Below are 15,878 nucleotides of genomic sequence, written 5' to 3' on the forward strand. Positions count from 1 at the left end.
CCCTACACGACGCTCTTCCGATCTGTAGCCGGTGATGAGGTTGAGCCCGAGTGCCGCGATCGCGAAGATGTACGACAGCGTCATCACCGACAGGAAGTAGTTGTTGGGCACCACGTAGGGGAACACGAGGGCCAGCGCGATGAGCAGGCCCCAGCCCGCCTTGCCTTGCAGCAGCGTCATGTCAGTGCGCACCTTTCGAGAACAGACCTTGGGGGCGGACCGACAGGATCAGCACCAGCAGCACGAAGGCAATCAGGTCCTTGTAGTCGGTCGAGAAGTAGAAGCCGCCGAAGGCCTCGGCCAGGCCAATGATCAGACCGCCCACGATGGCACCGGGAAAGCTGCCCATGCCGCCGAGGATGATGATCACGAAGGCCTTGGTGATGACCAGATGCCCCATGGCCGGGTAGACCAGGTTGATCGGCGCATACAGCACCGCGGCCACCGCCGCCAGCGCGCCCGAGATGGCAAACACCATCAGCGTGACCCGCGTGGCATCGATGCCGACGAGCGCGGCGCCATCGCGGTTCTGCGCCATCGCGACGATGGTGGCGCCCGTGGTGGTGCGCGTGAGGAACAGGTGCAGCAGCACGACCAGCAACACTGCCCCGGCCAGGATCAGCAGACGCTGCAGCGCCACCGTGAGCCCGAACACCTCCACCAACTGCCCATAAGGGCTGCTCATGCGGTGGAAGTCGGCGCCCCACAGCGCCTGGGCGCCGGCCTCGAGAAACAGCAGGATGCCGATGGCGGCAATCATGTCGTGCAGCGGGGGCGCATTGCGCAGCGGGTTGAACACCAGCCGCTCTGCCAGCATCGACAGCACGGCCACGGCCACCGCCGAGCCGGCCATGGCCAGCCAGTAGTTCAGGCCCAGCGACCCCATCAGGTAGAAGGCCACATAGGCCCCGGCCATGTAGAACGCGCCGTGGGCGAAGTTCGGCACATGCAGGATCCCGTAGACCAGCGTCAGGCCCAGTGCGACAAGGCTGTAGACGCCGCCGATCGTCAGGCCATTGAGCAGTTGCTGAAAGAACAGCTCCAAGATGCGCTCCTTGGTTCGCGTTGCGGCAAAGGTGAACACCGTGCCGATATGCAGTCCAGTTTGTTCCCCACACCGCACCGAGTCAACGCAAACACAGAACACATTTCTGCACAGCAGAACAAAATAGGGAAAACGCTGCCAGGGATTTCCAGCGGGCACCCGCCCGTGAGGCGAAGGGGCGCCAAAGAAAAGCGGCCCGTCCGGAAGGAGCGGGCCGCAAATGGCTCATCAGATGAGCCAGAAGAGGAACAGGGTCAGCGCAGGCTCAGCGTCAACTGCACCATGGTCTGGTTGAGCAGCTGATACGCCACCTCACCAAAGGTCATGGGGCCGATGGCCTCGCCGGTTCGGCGGCCTTCGAGTTCGCCATACAGGTAGTTGAGGATGCAATTGCACGAGAACTGGGCCTCGGGCAGATCGGCGCCGGCCTGGGTGAAGGCCTCGTGATACTGCCCCGCGAACGGGCGCGCCAGCCGGTACTCGATGTCGCGGAACACCGGCCCGTAGAACGCCACCTGCCCCTGCTTGGCATCCACCCAGCGGAAGCTCACGTTCACCGCCGCGCCGTTGCAATCGGCCACCAGCGGCAGGCGCGTGTCGTGGCGCCGCTCCTGCAGGTAAGCGGCCAGCGGCGTGCGCACGCCGTCGATCAGGCATTCGCGCACCTCGAAGCCATCGTGCTCGAACTGGATTCGAGGCCCCTCGCCCTGCTCGAACAGGTTGACGATGCGCACATCGGCCCCCAGGCTGTCGGGCAACGGCACATGCAGCACCACGGCGCGGTCTTCGTGCATCCGCCCGGTCGTGCCATCCACCACCTTGGGCCGGCGCTGCCCCATGTCATCGAGGTGCACACCGGCCACCCAGCCCACCAGGGGCTTCATGTACATGTCCTCGTACGACGGCGCGTGCTGCGCATAGGCGCCATGCACGGCCGAGAACGCCGGCAGGATCAGCAGCGAGAAGCCGTTCTCGGGCGCCTCCAGGCACACCTGGGGCAAGGTGTTCACGTCATGCACCTTGACAAAGGGCACGTGGCCCGCGAACTGATCGAGCACGGTGACAAACAGCTGGCCGCGCGAGGTCACGCCGCCCTCCTGCCCCATGAAGTACGGGATGGTGCCGCCGATCCAGTTGCCGCGGGGCAGCCGGCTCAGCGCGGCCTCGTCGCCCGCCACCGTCAGCCACGCACCGCTCTCGATCAGGGTCACGGCCATGTCGTGATCAACCAGGGCCTGTCGCCACGCGCTCATGCCGCACCTCCCGGACGCAGGGCCTGCAACTGCTGCAGTTCATGGCCCAGCACGCGCTCGTGGCGCTGCACATAGCGGTGCAGTTCGCGCAGCTTGAGCTGCAGCACCTCTTCCCCAGGCTGCTGGCTGAGTTGCTGACGCAGGCGCGCAAGCAGCAGCTGGAAGCCCAGCGTGCGGATCTCGATGGGCAGCTCGCCGCTGATCAGCTGGACCCACACCGGGTCGCGCCACTCGGGCAGGCCGCTCGACACCACGATGGCCTCGCTGGCCGGCAACGTGGTGACCGGCGCGGCCACGCTCGCCGATCCAGGCGCGGCCGGTGTGCGGGGCGCACTGCGGCGCACCAGCGCGTATTCGTGGGGCAGCTGGCCACTGTCCAGCGCATAACGGAACTTCCACACTTCGGCGAAGGGCAGCCGCAGCAGTTCGCACACGACCGCCAGATCCACCCCCTCGGCCAGCAGCATCAACACCTTGCGCGACAGGGCATGGGTGAACGGCATCTGGTCGGCGCCCAGCCAGTCCAGGCTGCGCTCGTCCTCGTACACGCGGTCCAGCGTGTGGATGAAGCAGGCGTAGCCCATGCAGTCCAGGTGGCGCCACACCTGACCATCCTTCATCGCAGGCCGAGGCGCCATCACCACCCGCCCGAAACCGAACCACGGTCGTCGCACCTCGGCGGGCGGTTCGGGCTCCTGCGTCACCCACAGGTGCACGCTGCGCGCGGTGCTGTCCACCGCATGTTGACTGACGCGCCAGGGCAGGCGCACGCCAGCGACCAGGCCGAGCGAGGCGGCCAGGTCGTCGGCGCCAGGGCCGGACTTCTGTTTCACGATGCTTGTCTCCGATGTTTTGTGACTGCTCCCCGGCCGGTCCGCTGTCCGTATTGAGACAGCAGGGGGCCACAAGCCGAGGGTTATCGCGGAGACCGGGCGATGCAGCCGTCCCGGCGTGCACCAGGTCTGCATCGGAATGGGACACCCGCCACGTCCGGGCCACCGCGGGGTATCCGGACGGCAAGCGTCATGCCATCGGATCAGACCACCGGCAGCAGGTGCGCCAGCATGGCGGATGCGTACGGACTGGCCACGGCACGAAGGAAGCGAGGAAAGTCGACGTGGGCGGCATCGTCGGCCCGGTCCGAGACGGTGCGCACCACCAGACAGGGCACACCGAAGTCGTGGCACACCTGGGCCACCGCCGCGCCCTCCATCTCCACGGCCAGCGCATCGGGCACGGCGGCCCGCAGCGCGGCACATTCGCGGTCCGTGCAGACGAAACGATCGCCGCTGACGATCAGCCCCTGGTGAACCCGCGGCCAGTCGAGACCGAGCGCGGCCAGATCCGCCGCCTGCAGCCCATGTGGCTGGGTACTCGCCAACGCAGCCGGCGTCAGGGCCGCCTCCAATGCCGCACGGGCGCGGGCAACAGCGGCGACGTCGACCCGCAGTCGGCTCAATCCTTTGCCGGGCAATTCAAAGCGGGGAAACAGCGGCGACGCGTCCATGTCGTGCTGCAGGAGGGCATCGGCCAGAACCACGTCTCCCACGCGCACGCCATCTGCCAGGCCACCGGCCACCCCGACGAACACGACCTGCCCCACGCCGAAATGGCTGGCGAGCAAGGCGGTGGTGGTTGCGGCCGCCACCTTGCCGATGCCCGACAGCACCGCCACCACCTCGCGCCCGTGCAGGTGGCCCACCCAGAAGTCGCGCCCGGCCAGCGTGACGCGGGCCTCGTCGGGCATGGCGTCCAGCACCGCGGCCATCTCCTCCGGCAAGGCGGCCATCAGGCCAATGCGGGCGGACACAAGGGGTGACGTGGCAGACGGCGGGGTGACGGAGACAGACATGGTGGGCGCTTCAAAACGGTCAGACACCCGATTGTTGCAGCGCCATAAAAAAACCACCCCGTGGGGTGGTCGCGCAAAGCCTTGCGGCGCCAACCAGGAGCAGGCCGAAACCCGAACCGGTTGCCAACACCCGAAGGCGTTGCATCTTTCAACATGATCCCTGAGCGGCGCCTGTCTTGCGTGTTGTGTTCAGCGCTCGACCTCGATTGTATGTGTCATATTTGACCGCCTCGCGCAAATCTGACCCCTTGTTACCAATTCGAACCTGCGCCTCCCGGTTCGCCGGCTGAGGGGATAATCTGTTTCGCCCCTGCCGCGGATTTCCCAAGATGGACCTGCCCCACGTCGACGACACCGAGCCTGCAGACGACACTGCGCACGCCGAAACGGCCGCGGCGGTGTCCAACCTGCTCGCTCGCCACGGCGTGCCCCCACGCAACCAGGCGGCGCAAATCGCGCAAATTTGCGCGATTTCCATCAGCCAGGCACGACGCAAGCTGCGAGGCGCCGTGTGGCTGTTCGACGAGGTCCGCGCCGTGTGCACGCACGTGGGCGCCGGCCTCGATGAACTCTTCGGTGCCCGCCCTCCGGCGGCCGCCCGGGGCGCGGGCCGCTCTACCTCCCCGGCGCCGGCGCTGCAACCCGCGCGGCTCCACATCGATGGACTGCAACTCGACTGCTCCGTGCGCCTGGGCCCGGCGCTGACCGCAGGCGCCACGCCCGCGCTGGTCGCACGGTATGCCGAGGGCCAATGGCATGTCGGCACGCACGCGGCCTTGCAGGCCATCGCGCCGTCGTCGCCCCACTACGCCGTGGACCATCTCCAGGTGCAGCCATGCCGTGAGCCCGAGCGCCCGCGTGTGGCAGTGGTCGACGATGACCGCGACGCCGCCGAGGCCCTGAGCGACTGGCTGCGCGAGTCCGGCTGGCAGGCGCAGCCTTACACGCAGCCGCAGGCCCTGATGGCCGAGCCCGCCCCGGTCCACGATGCCTACGTGATCGACCTGATCCTGGCCGGCGGGCAGACTTCGCAGGCGCTGGTCGAACACATCCGGGCCAACCAGCCGCATGCCCCCATCGTGCTGCTCACAGGTCAACTGCGCGAAGGCCGGGCGTCCGAAGCGACACTCGCCACCCTGCTGCGCACCCAGGACGTCACGTTCTTCGAAAAACCCGTGCGGCCCGCTGTGCTGATGGCCGCCATTCAGAGCAGCCTCGACCGGCAGCGCCGCGGCGTGGCGCCCCTCCCCGCCGATGCCTGATACCGATACCCGGGCACTGGCCGCCCGGCGCGTGGCCCCGCTGTGCCTGCTCGTCGGGCTTGGAAGCGCACTGCTCCTGTTGCACGACGGCGCGGCCGGACTCAACCTCGGGTGGGAGCGACAGTTCGGGCCGCTGCTGGCCGTGCTCTACCTGAGTACCGCGCTGCTGTTGTGGTGGCGCCCGCGCTGGCTCGACGTGGTGATGGGCACCACCCTCGCCTGCACCGGCGCGTACTTCCTTGGCGTCATCCAGGAAGCTGCACGGCTCGACACGCCCGAAGGGCTGTATGCGGTCGGGGCCAACGCCCAGTTCATGCCGCTGATCTATGTAGGGGCCTTCGTCACGCTGCGACGCGGCGCCGTGTGGCTCAGCGGAACCCTCTATCTGGCGCTGGTGGCGCTGTACGGCGCGCTGTACCTCGCGGGGCCGGACGAAAGGCTGTTCACCCAGCTCAGCACCCACATGTGGACCGTGCTGCTGCTTGTCCATCCCGCATGCATCCTGGCCTTGCAGCACATCACCGCGCTGCGCGGCCGCCTGGGCCGCGCCGAACGGGAAGCCCACGCGGGCAAGGAGCGCTTTCTGGCCATGCTTTCGCACGAGATCCGCTCACCGCTGCAGACCATGCTGGGCTCCATCGACCTGCTTGCACTACGGCTGCACGACGAGCCCGCCCAGCGCGCGATTGACCGGCTTCGGCGCTCGGCCACACAGCTGGAAGCGCACCTGCGCGACGTGACCGAGTACACCCGGCTCGAAAACCCGGAGTGGCAGCTGCATGAAGAGGACACCGACCTCGTGGCCCTCATCCGCGACGTCTGCGACCAGCTCGCCCCGCTGGCCGAGCACAAGCGACTGTCGCTGCGCTGCGAGGTCGCCGATGCGCACGCCGGGCCGCTGTCGCTGCAGCGGGTCGATCCCGTGCGCCTGCGCCAGATCCTCGGCAACCTGATCACCAACGCCATCAAGTACACCCCGGACGGCACGGTTTGCGTGCGCGCCGCGCTGGTGGGCCGCGCGCAGGGTCACAGCGACCTCCGGCTGGAAGTCGAAGACAGCGGCATCGGGATTGATCCGGCCGAGTTGCACCGCATCTTCGAGCCCCATGTCCGGCTCGAAACACCTGGCAGCGAACGCGTGGCCGGCTCGGGCCTGGGGCTGGCGGTGGTCCAGCGGCTGGTGCAGCGCCTGGGCGGCCGCATCCTGGTCGACAGCCTGCCGGGCCAGGGATCCCGCTTCATCCTGACCCTCCCCTTGCCGCCCGCACCGCCGCAGCGACAATCAAGGCCTGCCGTCACCTGATTGCCCCGCCATGAGCCCCATTCCTGTCCAGCCCCTGACCCTCGGTTCCCCGGTGTCCCCTTCTGCCGTGCGCGTGATGCTGCTTGGCTCTGGCGAACTGGGCAAGGAAGTCCTGATCGCCCTGCAGCGTCTGGGTGTTGAAACCATTGCGGTCGACCGCTACGACCACGCCCCCGGCCAGCAGGTGGCGCACCACAGCCGCACCATCACCATGAGCGACCCAGCCCAGCTGCGCGCGCTGATCGAGGCCGAAAAGCCGCATCTGGTCGTGCCCGAGATCGAGGCCATCGCCACGCCGGTGCTGGAAGAGCTGGAGGCCGCCGGCGTCGTGCGCGTCATCCCCACGGCCCGCGCCGCGCGCCTCACCATGGACCGCGAGGGCATCCGCCGCCTGGCCGCCGAAACCCTCGGCCTGCCCACCAGCCCCTATCGCTTCTGTGATTCGCTGGTCGAGTTGCAGACCGCCATCGACGACGGCATCGGCTACCCGTGCGTGGTCAAGCCCGTCATGAGCTCGTCGGGCAAGGGCCAGAGCAAGATCGACGGCCCCGACGACGTGGCCGCGGCATGGGATTACGCGATGGCCGGCGGCCGGGTCAGCCACGGCCGCGTCATCGTCGAAGGCTTCATCGACTTCGATTACGAAATCACCCTGCTGACCGTGCGCGCAGCGGGTCAGGGTGCGCAGCTCGGCGAGGTCGTCACCCACTTCTGCGAGCCGATCGGCCACAAGCAGGTCAGCGGCGACTACGTCGAAAGCTGGCAGCCCCAGCCCATGTCGCTCGCGGCGCTCGAGCGCGCCCGCGAGATCGCCCGCGCCGTGACGGGCAACCTCGGCGGCCAGGGCCTGTTTGGCGTCGAGCTCTTCGTCAAGGGCGACGCGGTGTGGTTCAGCGAAGTCAGCCCCCGCCCGCACGACACCGGCCTGGTGACGCTGAGCACGCAGGTGCAGAGCGAGTTCGAACTGCACGCCCGCGCCATCCTTGGCCTGCCGGTCGACACGAGCCTGCGGCAGGCAGGCGCTTCCGCTGTGATCTATGGCGGTGTCGATGCGCAGGACGTCGTGTTCGACGGCGTGGCCGAAGCCCTGGCCGAGCCGGGCACCGATCTGCGCCTGTTCGGCAAGCCGGAGAGCTTCGTCAAGCGCCGCCTGGGTGTGGCGCTGGCCACCGACACCACGGTGGACGCCGCCCGCGGCAAGGCCGTGCGCGCGGCCAGCCGGGTGCGCCCCCGCGCACGCGGCTGAGCATCAGGTCCGCGGCGGTTCAGGCCGTTGCAGACGTCGGCAATGAGCGCCCGGCCAGTCCCGGGTCCACTTGCCCGGCGCGTTGCACCAGCGCAGGCAGGTCGATGATCTCGATCTCTGCGTAGTGCAGGGCCAGCACCCCTTCGCGCGCCAGCGTGCGCAGCGCCTTGTTCACGGTCTGCCGTGACACCCCCAGCATGCTGGCAAGGTATTCCTGCGGCAGGCGCAAACGGCGCCGCGGCTCGTTCTGCGTCGACTGGCCGAAGCCGGTGGCAAAGAACAGTAACCGGCGCGCCAGCACCTGCTGCAGGGGCAGCGTTGCCGCGTCCTCCATGGCCGTCAGCATCAGGCGCACCTTGCCGCACGCCAGGCGGGCGATGTCGCGCCAGCATTCCGGGTGCGCATCCAGCCAGGGCTCGATCTGGACACGGGGCACGACCAGCACCGTGCTGTCCACATCGGCCAGCGCGTGCTGGCTTCGAGGCTGCCGGTCGATCAGCGCGATCTCTCCGAACCAGTGATAGGGCTCGAGGTAGAGCGTCAACCGCAGCGAGCCGTCCCGCGGGTCGGTCGAGCCGACTTTCAGCGCACCGGCCACCACGCAGTAGAGACCGTCGTGGTGCTCGCCTCGTGCAAACAGCATCTCGCCCGCCTTGACCGTCACCAGCCGCGCGCGCTCCGTCAGCGCAAGCTGCATGTGCTCCGGACAGCTGCCGAACCACACGTGCGTGCGCAGTGCGGGCAACAGACTGGAAGGGCTCGGCAAAGGGCGGGGACTCATGGACATCCGGGCGGGGCCATCACCAAATCGGTACGGGTGGGGACAATCGCACGACAATCCCCCGTAATGGTTAGATGCGAGGCATCTAATTGTCGAACGATTGACAGTCTGATCCGGGTAAACCACATACGATCATCACAGTATCCCTCCAAAACGATCAGGACCATGACTCCCTCCCAAGCTGTGCACCCCGGCGCCATCCTCCGCTCCCAGTTCATGGCGCCGCACGGGCTGTCCGCCAGTGGCCTGGCGATCCGCCTCCACGTGCCGGCACCGCGCGTCAACGACATCGTCCGGGAGCGTCGTGGCATCAGCCCCGACTCGGCGCTGCGTCTGGCCCGTTTCTTCGGCACGACGCCGCAGTACTGGATGGACCTGCAGACGGCCTACGACCTGAAGGTGGCCGAGCACGCCGCAGGCGAACAGATCCGCCGCGAGGTGGCCCCGGTGCAGGAGTCCCGGGTGCTGGCCAACGCGGCCTGATCGACACCTAACCTTTTCAGGTTAAGCGCCCACCCTCCCCGGATGGGCGAGGCCTCACTGGAAGGCCACCTCGGCAAAGCTGCGCAGCTTGCGGCTGTGCAATTGCCCCGCCCGGTCACCGCGCAGACGCTCCACCGCCCGCAGGCCGATGCGCAGATGCTGGTCCACCCGCTCGCGGTAGAACTGGTTGGCCATGCCCGGCAACTTCAGTTCGCCATGCAGCGGCTTGTCGCTCACGCACAGCAGGGTGCCGTACGGCACCCGGAAGCGGAAGCCGTTGGCCGCGATCGTTGCACTCTCCATGTCCAGCGCCACCGCGCGGCTCTGACTGAAGCGCCGCTCGGGCTCGCGCTGCGGCAGCAACTCCCAGTTGCGGTTGTCGGTCGACGCCACCGTGCCGGTGCGCATGATGCGCTTGAGCTCGTAACCGTGCAGCTTCGTCACATCGGCCACCGCCCCCTCCAGCGCCAGCTGGATTTCGGCCAGCGGCGGGATCGGCACCCACAGCGGCAGGTCTTCATCCAGCACATGGTCCTCGCGCACATAGCCGTGGGCCAGCACATAATCGCCCAGCTGCTGTGAATTGCGCAGGCCGGCGCAGTGGCCCAGCATGATCCAGGCGTGCGGGCGCAGCACGGCAATGTGGTCGGTGATGGTCTTGGCGTTGGCCGGGCCCACCCCGATGTTCACCATCGTGACGCCGCTGCGGTCCTTGCGCATGAGGTGATAGGCCGGCATCTGCGGCAGGCGCGGCGGCACGGCCCCGAGCGCGTCGCCGGGCTCCACCGCCTGCCCCACGCGGCGTGTGACCACATTGCCCGGTTCGATGAAGGCAATGCAATCGTCGTCGTCACGCGGGTTGGCCGGATCCGGCGCACGGCGCATCAGCTCGTGCCCCATGCGCACGAACTCGTCGATGTAGAACTGGTAGTTCGTGAACAGCACGAAGTTCTGGAAGTGCTCGGGCGAGGTGCCGGTGTAGTGGCGCAGCCGGTGCAGCGAGTAATCCACACGCGGCGCGGTGAACAGCGCCAGCGGGCGCGCCCCGCCCCGGGTTTCGTAGGTGCCGTTGGCGATGCCATCGTCCATCGAAGCCAGGTCCGGGAGATCGAACTGGTCACGCAGCAGCAGGCGACGCTCGGGGCTCAGGCTGCCCTCCAGGTGCTGGTGCTCGCCGAGACTGAAGTGCACGGGGATCGGGTCGGCCCCCAGCCCCACCTCGATGGGCACGCGGTGGTTTTCCAGCAGCAACTGGAACTGCTCGCGGTAGTAGTTCGCAAACAGGTCCGGCCGCGTCACCGTGGTTTCGTACGTACCCGGTCCGGCGACGAACCCGTACGACAGCCGCGAGTCGGCGCGCGCCACGGTGTCGGTGTGCACGCGCACGAAGGGGTACTTGGCGCGCACGTGGTGCCGGAAGGTCTCACCGGCGACGAAACGCTGCAGGCTGTCGCGCAGGTAGGCGATCTGGGCATGGTAGAGCTGCGTCACGTGGCGCAGCGCGGCGTCGGCGTTGTCGAAACGCTGGGTCGGGAACTTCGGAGGGGTGGCCATGAGGGATGGAACCAAATGGGATCCGCTGACACGATGCGGCCCATTGTGCGCGCGCTGGCCGGCCCGTGCGGTGCAGCGGGCCACGTGCCCATCCGGTTGTCGTGGCGCGTCAACAGGGCACCCGGTCAGCGCGCAATCCGCTTGATCGCACGCGCGGCGGGCACGACACTGGTCGGTGGCGCACCCGCCCGGATGTACGCGGGCCAGGCTCAGGGCGCGGCGGCTGCCTCGCCCTGCGGCCCTTCCGTCACGAAGGCGATGCGGTTGAGCCCCGCCTGCTGCAGCAGTCCGATCAGTTCGGCCACCTGGCCGTAAGGCACCACCTTGTCGGCACGCAGTTGCACCTCGGTGTCGGGCTTCTGCTCGGCCTGGGCCTTGGCCTGAGCGCGCAGCACGTCGACGGTCACCACGGTGTCATCGAGGTGCAGCAGGCCGTCGGCCGTGAGCGCAACGGTGAACGTGGCCGGCGCAGGCTCGGTGCTGGGCGCCGGGGCCTTGGGCAAATCGAGCTTCAGGCGCGAGGTCATCAACGGCGCGGTCAGCATGAAGATGACCAGCAGCACCAGCATCACGTCGATGAGCGGCGTCATGTTGATTTCGCTCATGGGCTGGCTGCCCTGGGGACGCTCGAGTCGACCGAAAGCCATCGGGCGCCTGCCGGTTCAGCCGCGCGACGCTGACGCGTCGTCGGCCAGCAGCGCCTCGCGCAGGTCGTGCGCAAAGCCTTCCAGGTCGGCCTCGCAGGCCGAGATGTACTTGCCGAACAGGTTGTAGGCCAGCACGGCGGGGATGGCCACAGCCAGGCCGGCGGCCGTCATGATGAGAGCCTCGCCTACGGGGCCAGCGACCTTGTCGATGCTCACCGAGCCTTCGCTGCTGATGCTCATCATCGCGTGGTAAATGCCCCAGACGGTGCCGAACAGCCCCACGAAGGGCGACACCGCCCCCACCGACGCCAGCAGCACCTGCCCGGCCTGCAGGCGGGCCAGCACGGCGTGCAGGCTGTCGCGCAGGCGGCGGGTGAGTTGCGCGCCGCGGTCGGCGCGGCCTTCCAGCGTGCCGGTGCCCACGGGTTCGCTCACGGCGTCGACCAGGGGCAGGAGCACGGCCTCGCGGTCAACGGCAGACAATGCCGTGCGCGCCCGCGGGAGGTCAGCCGCCTGCCAGAACACGCGGGCGCCCTGCGCCAGATCACGACGGGCCCGGCTGATGAGCCAGCCCTTCCAGAAGATGACGACCCACGCGCCGATCGACATCAGCAGCAGCATGATGGCCACCGCGCGCCCGACGGCGTCGCCCTGCTCCCAGAAATGCGTCCAGCCGGCCATGGGTTGCTTACTTCAGGCCGAGCACGTCGTCCATGCCGAACAGGCCATGCGGCTGGTGCGCCAGGAAGCGCACGGCACGCAGGCTGCCCTGAGCGTAGGTGGCGCGGCTGGAGGACTTGTGGGTGATCTCGATGCGCTCGCCAATGCCGGCAAACAGCACGGTGTGGTCGCCCACGACGTCGCCGCCGCGGATGGTGGCAAAGCCGATGGTGCTCGGGTCGCGCTCGCCGGTGACGCCTTCGCGGCCGTACACGGCGCATTCCTTCAGGTCGCGGCCCACGGCCTCGGCCACCACTTCGCCCATCTTCAGCGCGGTGCCGCTGGGCGCATCGACCTTGTGGCGGTGGTGGGCCTCGATGATTTCGATGTCATAGCCTTCCTTGAGCGCCTTGGCCGCCTGAGCCAGCAGCTTGAAGACGACGTTGACACCGACGGCCATGTTGGGAGCCATCACGATGGCGATGTCGCGCGCCGCGTCTTCGATCTCGGCCTTCTGCTCGTCGGTGAAGCCCGTCGTGCCGATGACCATCTTGACGCCCAGTTCGCGGCACACCCGCAGGTGGGCCATCGTGCCTTCGGGGCGGGTGAAATCGATCAGGAAACGCGCATCCTTCAGGCCCTGATGCAGGTCGGCGGAGATGGCCACGCCGCTGGTCTGCCCCAGAAAGGCGGTGGCATCGGCGCCGACCGCCGGGCTGGCCGCGATGTCGAGGGCGCCGGCCAGGCGGGCGTCCGGGGCGGCCTGCACGGCCTCGACCAGCATGCGGCCCATGCGGCCGGAAGCGCCGGCAATGGCGATCAGATGGGTGGCGTCGGTGTTGCTCATGTGTGTGCGTGCGATGTCGGGGGCGGGGCCGGCAGGCGGCCCGAGCGGGTCAGGGGCGGCCGGCTTCGAGCGGCGGGTACTCGCGAGCGGCGCCCTGCGGCTGCTTGCGGACCTCGGTCTCGGTTTTGGGCGGTTTGGGCAGCGCCTGAATCTGTTCCGCCGTGAGGTTCGGCTCGGCCTTGCGCGTCACGGGCTTGTCGATCGAGGAGACGAACGCCTGCTCGGAAGGCAACGGCTCGGTGTCGAAGCGCTCGACAGCGTCGTTCTTGAAGAACACGCTCACCACGCGGCGCTGGTCGGGCACCCCCTGGCGGCGAATGGTGAAGACGTAATCCCAGCGGTCGGCGTGGAAGGGGTCGGCCAGCAGCGGCGTGCCCAGGATCTCGCGAACCTGCATGCGACCCAGCCCGGGCTGGATCTGCGCCATGATCTCCTGCGTCACCACGTTGCCCTGCACGATGTCGACGCGGTAGGGTTCCAACAGGCCGAACAGCGTTTCAGGTTTGCTGAGGGAGACCGTGCTCGAGCAGGCCGAAAGCAGCGCCAGCGGCACCAGGGCCAGCACAGCGCGACGGAGAAAAGGCAGCGTCATGGGTACGGTCTTCTTCGATCTGAAGGGCTCGACAAGGCCTCACGCCAGCGCGGGAGGGGGGCAAGTCGATATCATTGGGCATTCTAGCGGGGGTCGAGACCGCCTGCCCGCACCCTGGAGACCGACATGAACCACGCCGAAGAACTCAAGAGCAGCGGGCTGAAGGCCACCCTGCCCCGCATCAAGATCCTGGAGGTCTTCCAGCAGACTGCGCAGCGCCACATGACGGCCGAAGACGTCTACAAGGTGCTGCTGGCCGAGGGCTCGGACATCGGGCTGGCCACGGTCTACCGCGTGCTGATGCAGTTCGAACAGGCCGGCATCCTGTCGCGCAACCACTTCGAAGCCGGCAAGGCCGTGTTCGAACTCAACGAGGGCAAGCACCACGACCACCTGGTGTGCGTGAACTGCGGTCGCGTCGAAGAGTTCTACGATGCCGAGATCGAGCGGCGCCAGCAGGAAATCGCCGCCGAGCGCGGCTACAAGCTGCACGACCACGCCCTGTCGCTCTACATTGAGTGCAACCGCCCGGACTGCACGGGCAAGGGCACCGGCACGCGCTGACCGCCCGAGCGGCGGCGGCGATCAGAAGCTGCCGCCGCGCTCCATCGCGCGCTGGTGGCGCTCGATGAATTCCTTGTAGGTGTCGATGCCGCGCAGTTGCAGCACGGTGTTGCGCACGGCAGCCTCGACCAGCACCGCCAGGTTGCGCCCGGCGTCCACCGCGATCACCGCCTTGCGGATCGGCACGCCCATGACCTCTTCATACAGGGGCTCGTACGGCAGGCGCTCGAATTCGCGCTCCATCGTTTCCTTGCGCACAAGGTGCACGATGAGCTTGAGGCGCATCTTGCGGCGCACGGCCGTTTCGCCAAAGATGGCCTTGATGTCGAGCAGGCCGATCCCGCGCACTTCCAGCAGGTTGCGCAACAACTCGGGGCAGCGCCCCTCGACGGCATTGCGCGACACCCGGTAGAGGTCAACGGCGTCGTCGGCCACCAGGCCGTGGCCGCGCGAGATCAGTTCCAGCCCCAGTTCGCTCTTGCCCAGGCCGGATTCGCCCGTCAGCAGCACGCCCAGGCCCAGGATGTCCATGAACACGCCATGGCGCGTGATGCGCTCGGCGAAGTGCTGGGTCAGGTAGCTGCGCAGCACGTCGATGACGTGGCCTGCCGGCTCCTTGGTGACGAACAGCGGGATGCCGGCGCGGCCGCACATGGCCACCAGCCGGTCGGAGGGGACTTCCCCGTCAGCCACCACCACCACGGGCGGCTCCAGCGTCACGATGCGCTGGATGCGGCGTTCCTGGTCTTCCGGTGTGGAGTTGGTGAAGTAGGCCGTCTCGCGGCGCCCGACGATCTGCACCCGGTAGGGGTGGATGTAGTTCAGGTAACCCACCAGGTCCGCGGCCGACTGGGCCGCGTGCACCGCCTCTTCGTCGAAACGGCGCTCAGGGTGGGCGTGGCCCGCAATCCACTCCCAGCGCAACGAGGTGCGGTTGGCTTCGAACAGTGCCTCGGCACTGATGACGGCGATGTCTTTGACGCTCACGGGGACAGGATGCCTTCAGAACGGAGTCACGCCATGATGCCCGATGAACGCGACGCGGTCAGGCCACCGACTTCAGGGGCTGCCACCGTTCGATCAGGCCATGCACCTCGGCGGCGCTGCCCTCGGTCTTGAGGCGATCACGCAACTCACGGTCCGACAGCAGCTCGGCAATCTCGGACAGGATTTCGAGATGGCGCTGGGTGGCGGCCTCGGGCACGAGCAGGAAGATCAGGAGGTTGACGGGCTCGTCGTCCGGCGCGTCGAACGGGATCGGCTGGCTGAGGCGGATGACGGCGGCCAGCGGGTTCTTCAACCCCTTGATGCGCCCGTGCGGGATGGCGACGCCGTGCCCCAGGCCGGTCGACCCCAGTCGCTCGCGGGCGAACAGGTTGTCCGTGACGATGGCGCGGGCGATGGCGTTCTGGTTCTCGAACAGCAACCCGGCTTGCTCGAAGACGCGCTTCTTGCTGCTGGCGTCGACGTCCACCAGCACCTGGCCGGGGGTAAGGATGGCTGCGAGACGGTTCATCTTGTTACAAGCGGGTACGACGGCGGGATGCCTTGGCACCGCTTCCGGGGTCGGATGAGGGGCGGATTATAGGGAACTGGCAGACCGACACGGTACCGTCAAATTCCATTGATGTGCGGGATTCTGCATCCGCTGCTGCACCGCAGCAAGCAAAAAATCACATTTCCGCTGGTACCGGGACCACGAAAAACGGCCCCGCAGGGCCGTCGTCTGGGTCGGTCACGCGCCGAGGACTCGGCGCGCGGCCAGTGGGTCACTGGGCGCTGTCCCAGT

At 68.0% G+C, this 15,878-nt stretch carries 17 protein-coding genes; 5 read left to right on the plus strand and 12 right to left on the minus strand.

The genetic code is table 11. From position 1 onward, the window contains the following. Positions 1-181: 181 nt before the first annotated feature. The 4 genes from Q0Z44_RS16500 to Q0Z44_RS16515 form a co-directional block, all read right to left on the minus strand. Positions 182-1,045 (minus strand): branched-chain amino acid ABC transporter permease, encoded by an 864-nt coding sequence (locus Q0Z44_RS16500; protein ID WP_294635929.1) that lies wholly within the window; start codon positions 1,043-1,045, stop codon positions 182-184. Positions 1,046-1,299: 254 nt separating this feature from the next. Then, positions 1,300-2,298 carry a hypothetical protein gene (locus Q0Z44_RS16505; protein WP_298014792.1) on the minus strand — a complete coding sequence of 333 codons (999 nt, stop codon included), beginning with the start codon at positions 2,296-2,298 and terminating at the stop codon, positions 1,300-1,302. Next, positions 2,295-3,131: a hypothetical protein gene (locus tag Q0Z44_RS16510; protein ID WP_298014795.1), complete on the minus strand. Its 837-nt coding sequence runs from the start codon at positions 3,129-3,131 to the stop codon at positions 2,295-2,297. The genes Q0Z44_RS16505 and Q0Z44_RS16510 overlap by 4 nt, the downstream gene beginning before the upstream one ends. 203 nt (positions 3,132-3,334) lie before the next feature. Continuing rightward, positions 3,335-4,150, minus strand: a complete 816-nt coding sequence (locus Q0Z44_RS16515; RefSeq protein WP_298014798.1) for a 5'-methylthioadenosine/adenosylhomocysteine nucleosidase — start codon at positions 4,148-4,150, stop codon at positions 3,335-3,337. 329 nt (positions 4,151-4,479) lie between these two features. Here Q0Z44_RS16515 and Q0Z44_RS16520 point away from each other — a divergent pair, with 329 nt between their 5' ends. From Q0Z44_RS16520 to purT, 3 genes are read left to right on the plus strand one after another with little or no spacing between them, the layout of a single operon-like run. Continuing rightward, positions 4,480-5,412, plus strand: a complete 933-nt coding sequence (locus tag Q0Z44_RS16520) for a helix-turn-helix domain-containing protein (protein ID WP_298014800.1) — start codon at positions 4,480-4,482, stop codon at positions 5,410-5,412. Then, on the plus strand, positions 5,405-6,715 hold the full coding sequence (locus tag Q0Z44_RS16525; protein ID WP_298014802.1) for a HAMP domain-containing sensor histidine kinase: 1,311 nt from the start codon (positions 5,405-5,407) through the stop codon (positions 6,713-6,715). The genes Q0Z44_RS16520 and Q0Z44_RS16525 overlap by 8 nt, the downstream gene beginning before the upstream one ends. A 10-nt stretch (positions 6,716-6,725) precedes the next feature. Beyond that, positions 6,726-7,961, plus strand: a complete 1,236-nt coding sequence (purT, locus tag Q0Z44_RS16530; protein ID WP_298014804.1) for a formate-dependent phosphoribosylglycinamide formyltransferase — start codon at positions 6,726-6,728, stop codon at positions 7,959-7,961. 19 nt (positions 7,962-7,980) lie between these two features. Here the strand turns inward: purT and Q0Z44_RS16535 are convergent, their stop codons facing one another. Further along, positions 7,981-8,742, minus strand: a complete 762-nt coding sequence (locus Q0Z44_RS16535) for a Crp/Fnr family transcriptional regulator (RefSeq protein WP_298014806.1) — start codon at positions 8,740-8,742, stop codon at positions 7,981-7,983. Positions 8,743-8,907: 165 nt separating this feature from the next. Between Q0Z44_RS16535 and Q0Z44_RS16540 the strand changes: the two genes are divergently transcribed. After that, positions 8,908-9,225 carry a HigA family addiction module antitoxin gene (locus Q0Z44_RS16540; RefSeq protein WP_109034299.1) on the plus strand — a complete coding sequence of 106 codons (318 nt, stop codon included), beginning with the start codon at positions 8,908-8,910 and terminating at the stop codon, positions 9,223-9,225. Positions 9,226-9,279: 54 nt separating this feature from the next. Here Q0Z44_RS16540 and Q0Z44_RS16545 read toward each other — a convergent pair whose 3' ends face one another. The 5 genes from Q0Z44_RS16545 to Q0Z44_RS16565 all read right to left on the minus strand — a co-directional run bounded on the left by Q0Z44_RS16545 (position 9,280) and on the right by Q0Z44_RS16565 (position 13,525). Next, positions 9,280-10,779: an AMP nucleosidase gene (locus Q0Z44_RS16545; RefSeq protein ID WP_298014809.1), complete on the minus strand. Its 1,500-nt coding sequence runs from the start codon at positions 10,777-10,779 to the stop codon at positions 9,280-9,282. A 209-nt stretch (positions 10,780-10,988) separates the two neighbouring features. Beyond that, positions 10,989-11,426, minus strand: a complete 438-nt coding sequence (locus Q0Z44_RS16550) for a biopolymer transporter ExbD (RefSeq protein ID WP_298014811.1) — start codon at positions 11,424-11,426, stop codon at positions 10,989-10,991. 15 nt (positions 11,427-11,441) lie between these two features. Further along, entirely contained in the window at positions 11,442-12,107 is a 666-nt protein-coding gene (locus tag Q0Z44_RS16555) for a MotA/TolQ/ExbB proton channel family protein (protein ID WP_298014813.1), read from the minus strand. 7 nt (positions 12,108-12,114) lie between these two features. Then, positions 12,115-12,933, minus strand: coding sequence for a 4-hydroxy-tetrahydrodipicolinate reductase (gene dapB / locus Q0Z44_RS16560; RefSeq protein WP_298014816.1), 819 nt, complete (start codon positions 12,931-12,933; stop codon positions 12,115-12,117). Positions 12,934-12,982: 49 nt separating this feature from the next. Then, on the minus strand, positions 12,983-13,525 hold the full coding sequence (locus Q0Z44_RS16565) for an outer membrane protein assembly factor BamE (protein WP_109034289.1): 543 nt from the start codon (positions 13,523-13,525) through the stop codon (positions 12,983-12,985). Between the two features lie 126 nt (positions 13,526-13,651). On the opposite strand from Q0Z44_RS16565, the gene fur reads away from it, so the two are divergent. After that, the gene (gene fur / locus Q0Z44_RS16570; protein WP_109034287.1) at positions 13,652-14,089 is read left to right on the plus strand and encodes a ferric iron uptake transcriptional regulator; all 438 of its coding nucleotides are present in this window, start codon (positions 13,652-13,654) and stop codon (positions 14,087-14,089) included. Positions 14,090-14,110: 21 nt separating this feature from the next. On the opposite strand, the gene hprK is transcribed toward fur, so the two are convergent. Together hprK and ptsN are read right to left on the minus strand one after the other, a co-directional pair. Then, positions 14,111-15,076, minus strand: a complete 966-nt coding sequence (gene hprK, locus Q0Z44_RS16575) for an HPr(Ser) kinase/phosphatase (RefSeq protein WP_298014820.1) — start codon at positions 15,074-15,076, stop codon at positions 14,111-14,113. A 58-nt stretch (positions 15,077-15,134) separates the two neighbouring features. Continuing rightward, on the minus strand, positions 15,135-15,605 hold the full coding sequence (ptsN, locus tag Q0Z44_RS16580) for a PTS IIA-like nitrogen regulatory protein PtsN (protein WP_298014822.1): 471 nt from the start codon (positions 15,603-15,605) through the stop codon (positions 15,135-15,137). Positions 15,606-15,878 lie beyond the last annotated feature (273 nt).

This window comes from uncultured Aquabacterium sp., from assembly GCF_947366995.1.
GTDB lineage: Bacteria > Pseudomonadota > Gammaproteobacteria > Burkholderiales > Burkholderiaceae_C > Aquabacterium.

What these genes read in the sequence shown, in the direction of transcription:
- Q0Z44_RS16520 (WP_298014800.1), top strand. Translation starts at nt 4,480, where the DNA reads ATGGACCTGCCCCACGTCGACGACACCGAGCCTGCAGACGACACTGCG.
- dapB (WP_298014816.1), bottom strand. Translation starts at nt 12,933, where the DNA reads ATGAGCAACACCGACGCCACCCATCTGATCGCCATTGCCGGCGCTTCC.
- purT (WP_298014804.1), top strand. Translation starts at nt 6,726, where the DNA reads ATGAGCCCCATTCCTGTCCAGCCCCTGACCCTCGGTTCCCCGGTGTCC.
- fur (WP_109034287.1), top strand. Translation starts at nt 13,652, where the DNA reads ATGAACCACGCCGAAGAACTCAAGAGCAGCGGGCTGAAGGCCACCCTG.
- Q0Z44_RS16535 (WP_298014806.1), bottom strand. Translation starts at nt 8,742, where the DNA reads ATGAGTCCCCGCCCTTTGCCGAGCCCTTCCAGTCTGTTGCCCGCACTG.
- Q0Z44_RS16515 (WP_298014798.1), bottom strand. Translation starts at nt 4,150, where the DNA reads ATGTCTGTCTCCGTCACCCCGCCGTCTGCCACGTCACCCCTTGTGTCC.
- Q0Z44_RS16505 (WP_298014792.1), bottom strand. Translation starts at nt 2,298, where the DNA reads ATGAGCGCGTGGCGACAGGCCCTGGTTGATCACGACATGGCCGTGACC.
- ptsN (WP_298014822.1), bottom strand. Translation starts at nt 15,605, where the DNA reads ATGAACCGTCTCGCAGCCATCCTTACCCCCGGCCAGGTGCTGGTGGAC.
- Q0Z44_RS16550 (WP_298014811.1), bottom strand. Translation starts at nt 11,426, where the DNA reads ATGGCTTTCGGTCGACTCGAGCGTCCCCAGGGCAGCCAGCCCATGAGC.
- Q0Z44_RS16555 (WP_298014813.1), bottom strand. Translation starts at nt 12,107, where the DNA reads ATGGCCGGCTGGACGCATTTCTGGGAGCAGGGCGACGCCGTCGGGCGC.
- Q0Z44_RS16545 (WP_298014809.1), bottom strand. Translation starts at nt 10,779, where the DNA reads ATGGCCACCCCTCCGAAGTTCCCGACCCAGCGTTTCGACAACGCCGAC.
- Q0Z44_RS16565 (WP_109034289.1), bottom strand. Translation starts at nt 13,525, where the DNA reads ATGACGCTGCCTTTTCTCCGTCGCGCTGTGCTGGCCCTGGTGCCGCTG.
- Q0Z44_RS16525 (WP_298014802.1), top strand. Translation starts at nt 5,405, where the DNA reads ATGCCTGATACCGATACCCGGGCACTGGCCGCCCGGCGCGTGGCCCCG.
- Q0Z44_RS16540 (WP_109034299.1), top strand. Translation starts at nt 8,908, where the DNA reads ATGACTCCCTCCCAAGCTGTGCACCCCGGCGCCATCCTCCGCTCCCAG.